Annotated in this window: 11 protein-coding genes; 4 read left to right on the top strand and 7 right to left on the bottom strand. The window is 53.1% G+C overall.

Annotated elements, in window-relative coordinates:
* Positions 1 to 184: 184 nt before the first annotated feature.
* From nagD to nagB, 4 genes are read right to left on the bottom strand one after another with little or no spacing between them, the layout of a single operon-like run.
* The gene (gene nagD, locus J4614_RS10810; protein WP_000153143.1) at positions 185 to 937 is read right to left on the bottom strand and encodes a ribonucleotide monophosphatase NagD; all 753 of its coding nucleotides are present in this window, start codon (positions 935 to 937) and stop codon (positions 185 to 187) included.
* Between the two features lie 46 nt (positions 938 to 983).
* Entirely contained in the window at positions 984 to 2,204 is a 1,221-nt protein-coding gene (locus J4614_RS10805) for an N-acetylglucosamine repressor (protein WP_001529052.1), read from the bottom strand.
* A 4-nt stretch (positions 2,205 to 2,208) separates the two neighbouring features.
* Complete coding sequence (gene nagA / locus J4614_RS10800) at positions 2,209 to 3,363, bottom strand: N-acetylglucosamine-6-phosphate deacetylase (protein ID WP_000271186.1); 1,155 nt, start codon at positions 3,361 to 3,363, stop codon at positions 2,209 to 2,211.
* Between the two features lie 59 nt (positions 3,364 to 3,422).
* Positions 3,423 to 4,223, bottom strand: coding sequence for a glucosamine-6-phosphate deaminase (gene nagB, locus J4614_RS10795; RefSeq protein ID WP_001237059.1), 801 nt, complete (start codon positions 4,221 to 4,223; stop codon positions 3,423 to 3,425).
* A 326-nt stretch (positions 4,224 to 4,549) separates the two neighbouring features.
* Between nagB and nagE the strand changes: the two genes are divergently transcribed.
* The 4 genes from nagE to chiQ all read left to right on the top strand — a co-directional run bounded on the left by nagE (position 4,550) and on the right by chiQ (position 10,768).
* Complete coding sequence (nagE, locus tag J4614_RS10790; RefSeq protein ID WP_023262936.1) at positions 4,550 to 6,502, top strand: PTS N-acetyl glucosamine transporter subunit IIABC; 1,953 nt, start codon at positions 4,550 to 4,552, stop codon at positions 6,500 to 6,502.
* A 210-nt stretch (positions 6,503 to 6,712) separates the two neighbouring features.
* Positions 6,713 to 8,380, top strand: coding sequence for a glutamine--tRNA ligase (gene glnS, locus J4614_RS10785; protein ID WP_001287186.1), 1,668 nt, complete (start codon positions 6,713 to 6,715; stop codon positions 8,378 to 8,380).
* Between the two features lie 599 nt (positions 8,381 to 8,979).
* Complete coding sequence (gene chiP / locus J4614_RS10780) at positions 8,980 to 10,386, top strand: chitoporin (protein ID WP_001258803.1); 1,407 nt, start codon at positions 8,980 to 8,982, stop codon at positions 10,384 to 10,386.
* Between the two features lie 49 nt (positions 10,387 to 10,435).
* Complete coding sequence (gene chiQ / locus J4614_RS10775) at positions 10,436 to 10,768, top strand: ChiQ/YbfN family lipoprotein (RefSeq protein ID WP_000722260.1); 333 nt, start codon at positions 10,436 to 10,438, stop codon at positions 10,766 to 10,768.
* Between the two features lie 48 nt (positions 10,769 to 10,816).
* Here chiQ and tcuC read toward each other — a convergent pair whose 3' ends face one another.
* Genes tcuC through tcuA form a run of 3 tightly spaced genes read right to left on the bottom strand, consistent with a single transcriptional unit; the run spans position 10,817 to position 14,701 of the window.
* Positions 10,817 to 12,121: a tricarballylate/proton symporter TcuC gene (tcuC, locus tag J4614_RS10770; protein WP_000057011.1), complete on the bottom strand. Its 1,305-nt coding sequence runs from the start codon at positions 12,119 to 12,121 to the stop codon at positions 10,817 to 10,819.
* Between the two features lie 50 nt (positions 12,122 to 12,171).
* Positions 12,172 to 13,311: a tricarballylate utilization protein TcuB gene (gene tcuB / locus J4614_RS10765; RefSeq protein WP_000811149.1), complete on the bottom strand. Its 1,140-nt coding sequence runs from the start codon at positions 13,309 to 13,311 to the stop codon at positions 12,172 to 12,174.
* The gene (tcuA, locus tag J4614_RS10760) at positions 13,298 to 14,701 is read right to left on the bottom strand and encodes an FAD-dependent tricarballylate dehydrogenase TcuA (protein WP_000228705.1); all 1,404 of its coding nucleotides are present in this window, start codon (positions 14,699 to 14,701) and stop codon (positions 13,298 to 13,300) included. Before tcuA ends, tcuB begins: the two co-directional genes overlap by 14 nt.
* Positions 14,702 to 14,790: the final 89 nt, after the last annotated feature.

The following is a 14,790-nucleotide window of genomic DNA, read 5'->3' as shown; positions in this document are numbered from 1 at the left end:
AATGCAATCGTCATTGTTGATTAGTGAAAAATGATTACGTATTGCGTGGATTTATTGATGGATCTTCAGTTTTATCGTGGTTTAATTGAATTATGTTTTTCCTGATGGCGTTTCGCTTATCAGACCTACAATGTTGTTCGAACCGTAGGCCTGAAAGCGGCGCGTCATCAGGCAGGGGACAGGTTTAGATAACGTCGATCTCAGCGACGGAAGGGTAAATCCAGCTTGGGCGGAACGGCATACTGTCAATATCATTGATTGTTGATACGCCTGAAAGCACCAGAATGGTCTCCAGACCGGCCTGGAATCCCGCCAGAATGTCGGTGCGCAGGTTGTCGCCGACGATAACGGTCTCTTCCGAGTGCGCCTGCATTTTGTTTAACGCCGCGCGGATGATCCACGGGCTGGGTTTGCCGACATAAAACGGCTTCCGGCCGGAAATTTTTTCAATGCCTGCGCACAGCGCGCCGCAGGCCGGATAAAAGCCGCGACCGTGGGTATCCGGGTTGGTGGCGATAAAGCGCGCGCCGTTGGCGACGAAAAATGCCGCTTTATGCATCATGTCCCAGTTGTAGGAGCGGGTCTCTCCAACGATGACAAAATCAGGGTTCACATCGGTAATGGTAAAACCCGCTTTATAGAGCTCGTGAATAAGCGCGCCTTCACCTACGACATACGCTTTCTTACCTTCCTGACGGCGCAGAAAATCGGCTGTCGCCATTGCTGAAGTATAAAACACGCTGTCCGGCACGTTAACGCCAGCGGTAGCAAAACGGTTCGCCAGATCCTGGCCGGTTTGCGACGGGTAATTGGTCAGCAGCACCAGCGGCAGACCTTTTTCCAGAATCCCCGTCAGAAATTCCGCCGCACCGGGTACGGCTACGTTGTCGTGCATCAGCACGCCGTCGATATCGCAGATTACATTCTTGATGGTCATGAACTACCCAGGGAATTTATGAATAATCCGATACTATAAGAGCGCATCAACTTTCCAGCAAACGTTGCAGCAATGTTCCGTTGAGCATGGCGCGTTTAACTAAGGCAAATGCGCCGATAGCAGAACGGTGATCCAGCGTGGAGCGTACCACCGGCAAATTTTTGCGAAATGCCTTTAACGCCTGCGTATTGATACAGCTTTCGATAGCGGGCAACAGGACTTTATCGGCTTCAATGATCTCGCCGGCAATGACGATTTTTTGCGGATTAAACAGGTTGATAGCAATGGCGATCGTTTTGCCCAAATGGCGACCAACATGCTCAATGACTTCCGAGGCCAGGCTGTCGCCCCGGTTTGCCGCCTTACAGATGGTTTTAATCGTGCAGTCGTCAAGCGGAACACGGCTTTGATACCCTTGTTTAAGTAAATTCAGCACCCGTTGTTCAATCGCCACATTGGCGGCAATGGTTTCCAGACAGCCGAAATTACCGCAGTGGCAGCGCTCGCCCAACGGCTCCACCTGAATGTGCCCAATTTCGCCGACGTTGCCGTTACGGCCAATGAAGATGCGCCCGTTGGAGATAATCCCGGCGCCTGTACCACGATGGACGCGCACCAGAATCGAGTCCTCGCAATCCTGACTGGCGCCGAAGTAGTGTTCCGCCAGCGCCAGGCTACGAATATCGTGTCCCACGAAACAGGTAACGTGAAACCGTTTTTCCAGCGCTTCGACCAGTCCCCAGTTTTCAACCTGAATGTGCGGCATGTAACGAATCACGCCGCTTTCCGGATCGACAAGCCCTGGCAGGATCACCGAGATAGCGATCAATTCACGAATTTTACGCTGACAGCTATCAATAAAGACGGCGATGGTGTTGAGCAGCGCGTGTTCCAGCGTCTCCTGGGTGCGCTCCGGCAGCGGATAATGCTCCTCAGAGACCACTTTACTGCTCAGATCGTAGAGCGTTAAAGTGGTGTCATGACGACCCAGGCGAACGCCAATGGCATGGAAGTTACGGGTTTCCGTGACGATAGAGATAGCGCGGCGGCCTCCGGTAGAGGCCTGCTGATCGACTTCTTTGATCAGCCCGCGTTCAATGAGTTGACGCGTAATTTTCGTTACGCTGGCGGGAGCAAGCTGGCTTTGCTCGGCAATTTGTATGCGCGAGATAGGACCATGCTGGTCAATCAGGCGGTAAACGGCCGCGCTGTTAAGCTGTTTTACGAGATCAACGTTACCTATCTGAGCTTGTCCGCCTGGTGTCATATTCTCACTTACTCAAGTCAACGACCTCGTCACCATTAACGATGGTCTTGATAATTTTAAAATCGTGGGTGAACGCGGTCAGGTTGGCGACTTTACCCGGCGCAATGCTACCGAGATGTTTATCAACGCCGATAGCGCGTGCCGGATAGAGCGTTGCCATGCGCAGCACTTCATCCAGCGCGATGCCGCAATGCGCGACCAGGTTACGTACGCCTTCAATCATGGTTAAGGACGAACCGCTCAACGTACCGTTTTCATCCACACACAGTCCATTGCGGTAGTATATTGTTTTACCTGCGAAAATGAACTGCTCAATATTGGCCCCCGCCGGTGCGGTGGCGTCTGTCACCAGACAAAGTTTGTCGCCTTTCAGGCGTTTGGCATTGCGAATGTTGGCGTAGTCGACATGCAGACCATCGGCGATAACGCCGCAATAAATATCCGCTTCGTCCAGAACGGCGCCAGCAAGGCCCGGCTCACGCCCTGTAATGTACGGCATCGCGTTAAACAGGTGAGTCGCAAAGGTAATCCCGGCGCGGAAGCCCGCTTTTGCCTCTTTTAACGTCGCGTTGGAGTGGCCTGCGGAAACCACAATGCCCGCATTCGCTAGTTTAGCGATTACGTCAGCAGGCACCATTTCCGGCGCGAGTGTAACTTTGGTGATGACGTCGGCATTATCGCACAAGAAATCGACCAGCGCAGCGTCTGGTTTACGCACGAAATCAGGATTATGGGTGCCTTTTTTTACCAGATTAAGCCAGGGGCCTTCCAGGTGGAGACCCAGCGCCTGGTGCGGATGTTTTTCCAGGTATTCGCGCATGACGCGAATACCCTGTTTCATCAATTCGTCGCTGGTAGTGATAAGCGTTGGCAGAAAGTTAGTACAGCCCGATTTTTCATTGGCTTTCTGCATAATTTCCAGCGTTTCAACGCTGACGGCTTCTGCGGTATCGTTAAACTGCACGCCGCCGCAGCCGTTTAACTGCACATCAATAAAACCGGGGGAGAGAATGGCCCCATTCAATGAGCGTTGTTCTATTCCCGGCGGCAGTTCGGCCATCGGACAAACGCGGTCAATCAGGCCATTAGCGACAACAAGCGCATGGTCATCAAGAATTTCGTGACCGGTAAAGATCCGGCCCTGGGTTAAAGCATACATTCTGACCCCCGATATCAAAAATTTACCGCCCCGCATTGACTGGCGGGGCGGAGACAACATTACAGACCTTTAATATTTTCTGCTTCTAATTCATTGAAATATTTCAATGTTTTAACTTTAAGTTCCATTGTGGACGGCTCATCGCATACCACAACCGCTTTCGGATGGAGTTGCAGGCAGCTAATAGTCCACATGTGGTTGACGTTGCCTTCAACCGCCGCCTGCAGCGCCTGGGCTTTCTGATGGCCCAGCACCAGAATCATCACTTCTTCCGCATCCAGCAGCGTGCCCACGCCTACCGTCAGCGCGTATTTCGGCACCTGGTTTACGTCGCCGTCAAAGAAGCGGGAGTTCGCTACGCGAGTATCATGGGTTAACGTTTTGATACGGGTACGGGAAGCCAGGGAAGACGCCGGTTCGTTAAAGGCGATGTGACCGTCGTTGCCGACGCCGCCCATAAACAGATGGATTTTACCGTAAGAACGAATTTTTTCTTCATATTGACGGCATTCTGCATCGATATCCGGTGCGTTACCGTTGAGAAGATTGATGTTTTCTGCTGGAATATCAACGTGATCGAAAAAGTTACGATGCATAAAGCTGTGGTAGCTTTCCGGGTGCTCTTTCGGCAGGCCAACATATTCGTCCATATTAAAGGTGACCACATGCTTAAAGCTGACCTCGCCCGCTTTGTGCATCTCAACCAGCGCTTTGTACGCCGTTAGCGGCGTGCCGCCGGTAGGCAGTCCAAGGACAAACGGACGATCGGCGGTCGGTTTGAACGCATTAATACGGTTAACGATATGGCGAGCGGCCCATTTGCCAACCTGTTCTGCGGTACTCAGGGGGATCAGTCTCATTCTTCACCTCAATAATCAATGTCAAAATTTGGCGGATCGTATTAAGCGTAACCTGGATATCCAGGGTTCGTGTTCAATCCGTCCTGATTTTTTGAATCATAAAATAAGTTTTCCGTGTTAGCCAGTGGATGGTGGGGGTGATTACGATATTTAGTGATTATAATCACAAAAAACACCCGTTTAATTTGCGAGGCGAATTAATTTTCCACACACTCTGCAGAAGATGATCTCACCGTTCGATTACAGAACATCACGTTTTTAACGTTTGCAGCACAATAAAAAACGGCTTCAAAGAAGCCATATCGGCGTCTCGTAGGGGGAATAAGATGAATGTTTTAGGTTTTTTCCAGCGGCTGGGTAGGGCGTTGCAGCTCCCTATCGCCGTGTTGCCGGTGGCAGCGTTGTTGCTGCGATTCGGCCAACCAGATTTGCTGAATATGCCGTTTATCGCGCAAGCGGGCGGGTCTATTTTCGATAACCTGGCGCTGGTTTTCGCTATCGGCGTGGCATCCAGTTGGTCTAAAGATAGCGCGGGCGCGGCAGCGCTGGCGGGAGCCGTGGGTTACTTCGTCATGACCAAAGCGATGGTGACGATTAACCCGGAAATCAACATGGGCGTGCTGGCGGGGATTATTACCGGTCTGGTCGGCGGCGCGGTTTATAATCGCTGGTCTGGTATCAAACTGCCTGATTTTCTCAGTTTCTTCGGTGGAAAACGTTTTGTGCCGATCGCAACGGGCTTTTTCTGTCTGGTGCTGGCCGCTATTTTCGGTTACGTCTGGCCGCCGGTACAGCATGGCATCCATGCGGGCGGTGAATGGATCGTTTCCGCAGGCGCGCTGGGTTCCGGTATCTTTGGCTTCATCAACCGTCTGCTGATCCCAACCGGTCTGCATCAGGTACTGAACACCATCGCCTGGTTCCAGATTGGCGAATTCACCAATGCCGCAGGCACTGTATTCCACGGCGACATCAACCGCTTCTATGCTGGCGACGGCACGGCGGGGATGTTTATGTCCGGCTTCTTCCCGATCATGATGTTTGGTCTGCCGGGCGCCGCTCTGGCGATGTATTTCGCCGCGCCGAAAGAACGTCGTCCGATGGTGGGCGGTATGCTGCTGTCTGTCGCGATCACCGCGTTTCTGACCGGCGTAACCGAGCCGCTGGAATTCCTGTTTATGTTCCTGGCGCCGCTGCTGTACCTCCTGCACGCCATTTTGACCGGTATCAGCCTGTTCGTCGCGACGTTGCTGGGTATCCATGCGGGCTTCTCTTTCTCGGCAGGCGCGATCGACTATGTTCTGATGTATAACCTGCCAGCGGCCAGCAATAACGTCTGGATGTTGCTGGTGATGGGCGTTGTATTCTTTATCATCTACTTCCTGCTGTTCAGCGCGGTTATTCGTATGTTTAACCTGAAAACGCCGGGCCGCGAAGATAAAGTTGATGAGATGGTAACGGAAGAAGCCAACAGCAACACCGAAGAAGGGTTAACGCAACTGGCGACCAGCTATATTGCTGCGGTTGGCGGTACGGACAACCTGAAAGCGATCGATGCGTGTATTACCCGTCTGCGCCTGACCGTGAATGACTCTGCTCGTGTCAACGATGCGGCCTGCAAACGCCTCGGCGCTTCCGGCGTGGTGAAACTGAACAAACAGACCATTCAGGTTATTGTCGGCGCGAAAGCGGAATCGATTGGCGATGAAATGAAGAAAGTGGTGGCGCGGGGGCCGGTCGCGGCAGCGTCTGCTGATGCGGCTCACGTTGCAACACCTGCTCCGGCGGCCAAACCCCAGGCGGTGCCGAATGCGGTGACTATCGCTGAACTAGTCTCTCCGATTACCGGTGAGGTAGTGGCGCTGGATCAGGTACCGGATGAAGCTTTCGCCAGCAAAGCGGTCGGCGACGGCGTAGCAGTGAAACCCACCGATAAAACCGTGGTTTCTCCGGCCGCGGGTACTATCGTGAAAATCTTCAACACTAACCACGCGTTCTGTCTGGAAACCGAAAAAGGCGCGGAGATCGTTGTCCATATGGGTATCGATACCGTCGCGCTGAACGGTCAGGGCTTCAAGCGTCTGGTAGAAGAGGGTGCGGAAGTCACGGCGGGTCAGCCGGTTCTGGAACTGGATCTGGACTTCCTGAATGCCAATGCGCGTTCCATGATAAGCCCGGTTGTTTGTAGCAACAGCGATGACTTCAGCGCTCTGGTCATCAAAGCGGATGGTCACGTGGTAGCGGGTCAAACGCCACTGTACGAGATCAAGAGCAAATAATCGCTTCCTGGCCGGATAAGGCGTAAGACGTCATCCGGCGATATCACAGAAAACATAAGCGGCAGAGGGGAACCTTCGCCGCTTTTTTTTACCGCAATTAGCCCCAATATTTTCTGCAAAGCCACTTTTTAAGTAACTAAAGGTTGTCAGTCTGTCCGGCTTATAAGATCATATGCCGTTATACGTTGTTTACGCTTTGAGGAATCCACGATGAGTGAGGCTGAAGCCCGCCCGACTAACTTTATTCGTCAGATTATTGATGAAGATCTGGCGAGTGGTAAACATACCACTGTCCATACCCGTTTTCCGCCGGAGCCGAATGGCTATCTGCACATCGGCCACGCGAAATCTATCTGCCTGAACTTTGGCATCGCGCAAGATTATCAGGGCCAGTGCAACCTGCGTTTCGATGACACCAACCCGGTAAAAGAAGATATCGAGTACGTTGATTCGATCAAAAACGACGTCGAGTGGTTAGGCTTTCACTGGTCTGGCGATATTCGCTACTCCTCCGATTACTTTGACCAACTGCACGCCTATGCGGTCGAGCTGATCAATAAAGGCCTGGCCTACGTTGATGAGCTGACGCCGGAGCAGATCCGCGAATACCGCGGTACGCTGACCGCGCCGGGTAAAAACAGCCCGTTCCGCGATCGCAGCGTGGAAGAAAACCTCGCGCTATTTGAAAAAATGCGTACCGGCGGTTTTGAAGAGGGTAAAGCCTGTCTGCGCGCTAAAATCGACATGGCGTCGCCGTTTATCGTGATGCGCGATCCGGTGCTGTATCGCATTAAATTCGCCGAGCATCATCAGACCGGCACGAAGTGGTGCATCTACCCGATGTACGACTTTACTCACTGCATCAGCGATGCGCTGGAAGGTATTACTCATTCTCTGTGTACGCTGGAGTTCCAGGACAACCGTCGTCTGTACGACTGGGTACTGGACAACATCACCATTCCGGTTCACCCGCGCCAGTACGAATTCTCGCGGCTGAATCTGGAATACACCGTGATGTCCAAGCGTAAGCTGAACCTGCTGGTGACCGACAAACACGTCGAAGGTTGGGACGATCCGCGTATGCCGACTATTTCCGGTCTGCGCCGTCGCGGCTATACCGCGGCTTCTATTCGTGAGTTCTGCAAACGCATCGGCGTCACCAAGCAGGACAACACCATTGAGATGGCGTCGCTGGAATCCTGCATTCGCGAAGATCTGAACGAAAACGCGCCGCGCGCAATGGCGGTAATCGATCCGGTAAAACTGGTTATCGAAAACTACCCGCAGGGTGAGAGCGAAATGGTTACCATGCCTAACCATCCGAATAAACCGGAGATGGGCAGCCGTGAAGTGCCGTTTAGCGGTGAGATCTGGATCGATCGCGCAGATTTCCGCGAAGAAGCGAACAAGCAGTACAAGCGTCTGGTGATGGGCAAAGAAGTGCGTCTGCGTAATGCCTACGTCATTAAAGCGGAGCGCGTAGAGAAGGATGCCGAAGGGAATATCACCACCATCTTCTGTACCTATGATGCCGATACGCTGAGTAAAGATCCGGCTGACGGGCGTAAAGTGAAAGGCGTAATCCACTGGGTTAGCGCAGCACATGCGCTGCCGATTGAAATTCGTCTCTACGACCGTCTGTTCAGCGTGCCGAATCCAGGCGCCGCGGAGGACTTCCTGTCCGTTATCAACCCCGAATCATTAGTGATTAAGCAGGGTTATGGCGAGCCGTCACTGAAAGCGGCGGTAGCAGGGAAAGCTTTCCAGTTTGAACGTGAAGGCTACTTCTGCCTCGACAGCCGCTATGCAACGGCCGATAAGCTGGTCTTTAACCGCACTGTGGGCCTGCGTGATACCTGGGCGAAAGCGGGCGAATAAGCACTGCGCCAACAGGCGAATGCTGTAAAAATACCTTGTCAACGCCGCGTTCTGCGGCGTTTTTTCTCTGCATTTCCAAGAGCCTATCCCATTAGGGCTATTTTACTTGCCATTTTGGACCTGGGCAGTGCTCAAAATCCTCACGTACTACGTGTACGCTCCGGTTTTTGCGCGCTGTCCGTGTCCAAACTGGCTGCGCCAATAACGCCTGGTGGGATAGGCTCTAAGTCGATTCTCTTTTTTGCGAGGCGAATTAATTATTCTCTGAAAATTATTGATCTGATAAATGATTATTAATCTAAATGTTATAAGCGTCAGGTCAACAGGAGACAATTATTTTCATGCCTATGGAAAACAAGTCAATTTTCTTTCTGGCGGTCTGCTTCCCCCACCAGCAGTTGAATGTAACAGAAAGCAATTAAATATGTGCGGTTGCTCATATTATTACATACTGGTTACAGAAAGAGATTGATAATTCGCATCGCGAAAAATAGTCTATTTAACGTAGTAAATGAGGTTTCTCAGCGCTACTTTTTATTTTTATTTTTTCGCTGTTCGCTTTTGTCGGCAGCAATTTATACGTCAAAGAGGATTAACTTATGCGTACGTTTAGTGGCAAACGTAGTACGCTGGCTCTGGCTATCGCCGGTATCACAGCAATGTCGGGGTGGATCGTTGTTCCGCAGGCGCAAGCCTCCGGCTTTTTCGACGACTCCACGTTAACGGGCGGCATCTATTATTGGCAGCGTGAACGCGATCGCAAAGATGTGACCGACGGCGACAAATATAAAACTAACCTTTCTCATGCGACCTGGAACGCTAACCTGGATTTTCAGTCTGGTTACGCTGCGGATATGTTCGGTCTGGATATCGCAGCGTTTACCGCGATTGAAATGGCAGAAAACGGCGACAGCGGTCATCCAAACGAAATTGCCTTCTCGAAAAAGAATAAAGGCTACGACGAAGACTATTCCGGCGATAAGAGTGGTATCAGTCTTTATAAAGCCGCCGCGAAATTTAAATATGGCCCGGTCTGGGCGCGCGCCGGTTATATTCAGCCTACCGGTCAGACGCTGTTAGCGCCGCACTGGAGTTTTATGCCAGGTACCTATCAGGGTGCGGAAGCCGGCGCCAGTTTTGACTATGGCGATGCGGGCGCGTTAAGTTTTTCCTACATGTGGACTAACGAATATAAAGCGCCGTGGCATACCGAAATGGATAAGTTTTATCAGGCGGATAAAAAAACCAATGTGGATTATCTCCACTCCATCGGCGCGAAGTACGACTTCAAAAATGATCTGGTGCTGGAAGCGGCGTTTGGTCAGTCCGAAGGCTATGTCGATCAATATTTCGCGAAGGCCAGCTATAAATTTGATTTAGGCGGCAATCCGTTCACCACCAGTTACCAGTTCTACGGCGCGCGCGACAAAGTAGACGATCGCAGCGTGAATGATATTTACGACGGTACGGCCTGGCTGCAGGCGTTGACCTTCGGCTACAAAGTCGCGGAAGTGGTTGACCTGCGTCTGGAAGGCACCTGGGTGAAAGCGGACGGTCAGCAGGGCTATTTTCTGCAACGTATGACGCCAACCTACGCCTCTTCAAACGGTCGTCTGGATATCTGGTGGGATAACCGCTCCGACTTTAACGCTAACGGTGAAAAGGCGGTTTTCTTCGGCGCGATGTATGACCTGAAAAACTGGAATCTGCCGGGCTGGGCTGTGGGCGCGTCTTACGTTTACGCCTGGGATGCTAAACCGGCAACCTGGCAAAGTAACCCGGATGCTTACTACGACAAAAACCGCACTATCGAAGAGTCCTCATACAGTCTGGATGCGGTCTATACCCTGCAGGAGGGGCGTGCCAAAGGCACCATGTTCAAACTGCACTTCACCGAATATGACAACCACTCCAATATTCCAAGCTGGGGCGGTGGTTACGGCAACATCTTCCAGGATGAGCGTGACGTGAAATTTATCGTTATTGCGCCATTCACTATTTTCTGATGTCAGATGCGGCAGGCTGCCGGTCTGCCGCGCTGTTGAGGAACGACCTATGAAAAAAATTTTACTCATCGCCAGCATGACCGCCGGTTTGACGGCCTGCGCGTCATCACCCGCGCCGGAAGAAGATAGCCGGCTGAAAGAGGCGTACAGCGCCTGTATCAATACCGCACAGGGCTCGCCTGAGAAGATAGAGGCCTGCCAAAGCGTACTGAATGTCCTTAAAAAAGAGCGCAAACATCAGCAATTTGCTAACGAAGAAAGCGTGCGGGTACTGGACTATCAGCAGTGCATTCAGGCGACGCGCACGGGTAACGATCAGGCGGTCAAGGCTGACTGCGATAAGGTCTGGCAGGAAATTCGCAGTCATAATAACGTGCAATAAAACCATGCCTTGCCACCCACGGGCGAATGTTTTCCGCCCGTGGTTTTTTCAGGCTTTATTTTCTGCCGCGATATAGCCGCGACTCAGACGTACAAACAGCATCGCCGTCGCGGCAAGTCCACATAACGCCGCGCACATCAGCCACCAGCCGGGCGAGCTTTTATCGCCGGTTAACTTTACCAGCGCGGTAGAGATGGCCGGCGTCAGGCCGCCAAAAATCGCCGTCGCCAGGCTAAAGGCCAGTGAGAAACCAACGGTACGCACATAGACTGGCATCACTTCGGTTAACGCCGCGACCATTGCGCCGTTATACATGCCAAAAAAGAAAGAGAACCACAGCAGTACCAGCGTCATGCGGGTAAAGTCGGGCGCGGCGGTCAGCCACTGCATGACTGGCCAGGTGGTGATTAGCGCCAGCAACGTAATGCCCATTAACACGGCGCGACGGCCAATCCGGTCGGAAATCGCGCCGCCAATGGGTAACCAGATAAAATTGGACACCCCCACCAACATGGTAACGATCAAACTGTCCCGCGCGCTGAGGTTAAGCACGGTTCTGCCATAGGTCGGCGTATAAACGGTGATAAAATAAAACGTTGTGGTGGTCATCGCCACCAGCAGCGTTCCGGCCGTAATAATGCGCCAGTTTTTGGCGATAGTTGCAAAAATTTCCCTGGTGTCGGGGCGATGCTTGCGTTGTAAAAACGCTTCTGTTTCTTGTAATGAACGACGTAAAACAAAAATCAGCGGAATGATCATACAGCCGATAAAGAACGGAATTCGCCAGCCCCACTCCGATATCGCGTCGTGTCCCAGCGTGATATTCAGGCTATAACCAATCAACGCGGCAACAACGATCGCGACCTGCTGACTGGCGGATTGCCAACTGGTATAAAACCCTTTATTGCCTGGCGTTGCGATTTCGGACAGATAGACCGAGACGCCGCCTAACTCAACGCCCGCAGAAAATCCTTGTAATAACCGGCCTAACAGCACCAACGCAGGCGCTGCCAGGCCGATCGTTTGGTAGCCGGGGACGAGGGCGATGAGCAACGTACCGCAGCCCATAATCGCCAGCGTCACCATCAGCCCTTTACGACGTCCGATTCTGTCAATATAGGCGCCAAGCACAATCGCGCCGACGGGGCGCATTAAAAAACCGGAGCCAAAGACGGCAAAGGTCAACATTAATGAGGCAAATTCGCTTTCCGCCGGAAAAAACGTTTTGGCGATATAGGTGGCGTAAAATCCGAACAAGAAAAAATCAAACTGTTCAAGAAAATTGCCGCTTGTCACGCGCAGTATTGCGCCGAACGTGCCGGCGCGCGATGTTGCAGGTGTGTGTTGTGCCATAGGGTTTGCTCTCCACTGTCTTTATTGTTTTATGGGTAAGATGTTGCGGGTCAGTTGCCTGTATCCCCCGCATGTTTTCCGCGTCGCTTCTCAACTGCCCATTTGAGTAAGGCCGCGCAGCGGAAAAATCCGTGGGCGAATTTTCCGTAGGGAAGGGTGAGAAAGAGCGCCATCACCACGCCTAAATGGAGAGCCAGCAGTATGCCCATTCCGCTGGTGTCTCTGCCTGCCAGCAGCGCCAGCCCGGTAAGACTGGTTAAGAACAGCAGCAGAATAAAGCCGCGATCCATGGGTTTCTGGCGCGCATCGCCATGTAACGGCGACCGCCGCAGATTGAGCCACAGTAGCCCGGCCGGGCCGATAAGCAGACCGATACCGCCCAGCGTGCCGAGCATGACCGGCAGGCTAAAGAACGGGTAGGGCGCTTCCCAACCGGCGACGTAGTGATAGCCCGTCGCCACGACCGTGGCGGCAAAACAGAGCATAAAACCGTAGAAGGTAAAGTGATGAAAGCGACGGCGCAGCAGCGTGAACGCATCGTCCGCTTCGTTACAGCCTTTGCCGTGACCGCCGTCGAGATATTTCAGCGTTAACGCATTGTGCGACGCTTCCGCAATCTCCACCGAACGCGGTACCCCCGGCGAGATCTCACGCCAGAAGCGGATTACGCCCGCCATAAGCAAACCGATTGCCAACACAAAAACTGAGCCAAACATCCATGCCAGCAGGCTATGCGGAAAAATTTGATAGAAGTCACCGGCCAGCGGCGGATGAATCAGCGACCCTTTCAGCGCCATCGTCAGTAATAAAAAGAGCGTCAGACCGACTATCAGCGCCAGCGCGACGGTGATCCCCGCCCGACGGTATAACGCGCCAAAAGCGGCGGGCTGGGCATACTGTTGATACGTCTCCAGGCGGGCTTGCGCCATCGCTTTCGGCACGTTAATGGCAAATTCATGGGGTGGCGCGTACTGGCACGCGTGCAGGCAGGCACCGCAGTTATGACATAAATTTGCCAGATAATGAATATCGGCTTTACCGAATTCGAGCCGCTGGGTCATCGCCGGAAATACCGCGCAAAAACCTTCGCAGTAGCGACATGCGTTACACACTTGCATGACGCGTTCGACCTCGGCTTCCGGTTCGGTAAGCACGGTGGCCTCAATGATTAATTTTTCAAGCTGTTTCATGCTGCGCCTCCTTGTGCGCCGCGCGAGCGGCTTCTATTCCCGCAATGCGGCCAAAGGTTGTGCCGATAGACATGCCGACGCCTGCGGTATACCCCTTGCCCAGAACATTTCCTGCCATCATCTCGCCAGCAACAAATAGGTTGCGGCTTGGATGACCGGCAAAATGCACCGCGGCACGTTCGTTAACTTTCAGGCCCAGGTAGGTAAACGTGATGCCGGGTCGCAGCGCATAACCGTAGTAGGGCGGCGCATCAAGCGGGCGCGCCCAGTGGGTTTTCGCCGGCGTCAGGTTTTTGGTGGCGCAGTCATCAAGCAAGGTATGATCAAAATGACCGGGTTGGCAGGCCTGGTTATACTGCGTGACGGTATGGGTAAATTTTTCCGCGTCCAGCCCCAACTGGCAGGCCAGCTCAGCCAGCGTATTGGCCTGCGCGCCAGGAAAAACCGGCGGCATAAAGTGGCCGATGGCTTTGCTGTCGATAATCGAATAGCCAATTTGTCCTGGCTGTTGAGCCACCAGCCGCCCCCAAATGGCGTAACGCTTCGGCCAGAAATCTTCGCCTTCATCATAAAAACGTTCGGCGTCGCGATTCACGACAATACCCAGCGATACGCAATCCACGCGAGTACAAATACCGCCGTCGTACAGCGGCGCCCTGGCATCAATCGCTACGCAGTGCGACTGGGACGGATCGCCAATGATATCCGCGCCGGCATCCATCATAAATTTGAGTAATACGCCCTGGTTAAAACGCGTGCCGCGAATCAGGAAATTATCCGCGGGCCATTCGCCGCGGGCGTTTTCTCCCCAGGCCTCCCGCAGCCATTCACGGTTTGATTCGAAACCGCCAGCCGCTAATACGCAGGCTTTGGCGGTAATACGTTCGCTACCCGCCAGCGCTGCCACGAATTCGCCGTCATGAAGTTCAAGCGCGTGAACCGGCGTGTTATAGCGAATCTGTACGCCCAGCCGTTCGGCGCTACGGTAATAGGCATTGACGAGCGCTTTCCCTCCGCCCATAAAAAACGCATTGGTGCGCGCAACGTGGAGCGCCCCAGATAGCGGCGGTTGAAAGTTAACGCCATGTTTGCGCATCCAGTCGCGGCATTGCGAAGAGGTGCGAATGACCAGCCGCGCCAGCGCCTCGTTGGTGTTGCCGTCGGTGACTCGCCACAGATCCTGCCAGAATTCCTCTTCAGGATAGCTTTCTACCAGCACATCCTGCGGCGCATCATGCATACAGCGCAGGTTTCGTGTGTGCTGAGAATTTCCGCCGCGCCATTCTCGCGGGGCAGCCTCCAGCAGCAGAACCGATGCGCCCGCTTCCCGTGCGGTCAGGGCGGCGCATAATGCGGCATTGCCTCCGCCTATCACCAGTACATCAACCATCTTATACTCCCGTACCATTTAACTATTTGTTAAATTTGTAATTGAAATGTATACGGATAAATAAGCGGCGCGCTATCAGGTAGCGCTAA

This window comes from Salmonella sp. 32031103-2018-00083-FB-01-SM-01, from assembly GCF_017571995.1.
GTDB lineage: Bacteria > Pseudomonadota > Gammaproteobacteria > Enterobacterales > Enterobacteriaceae > Salmonella > Salmonella enterica.
The sequence above is the reverse complement of the archived record's forward strand: the minus strand, read 5'-3'. Positions and strand labels throughout refer to the sequence as shown.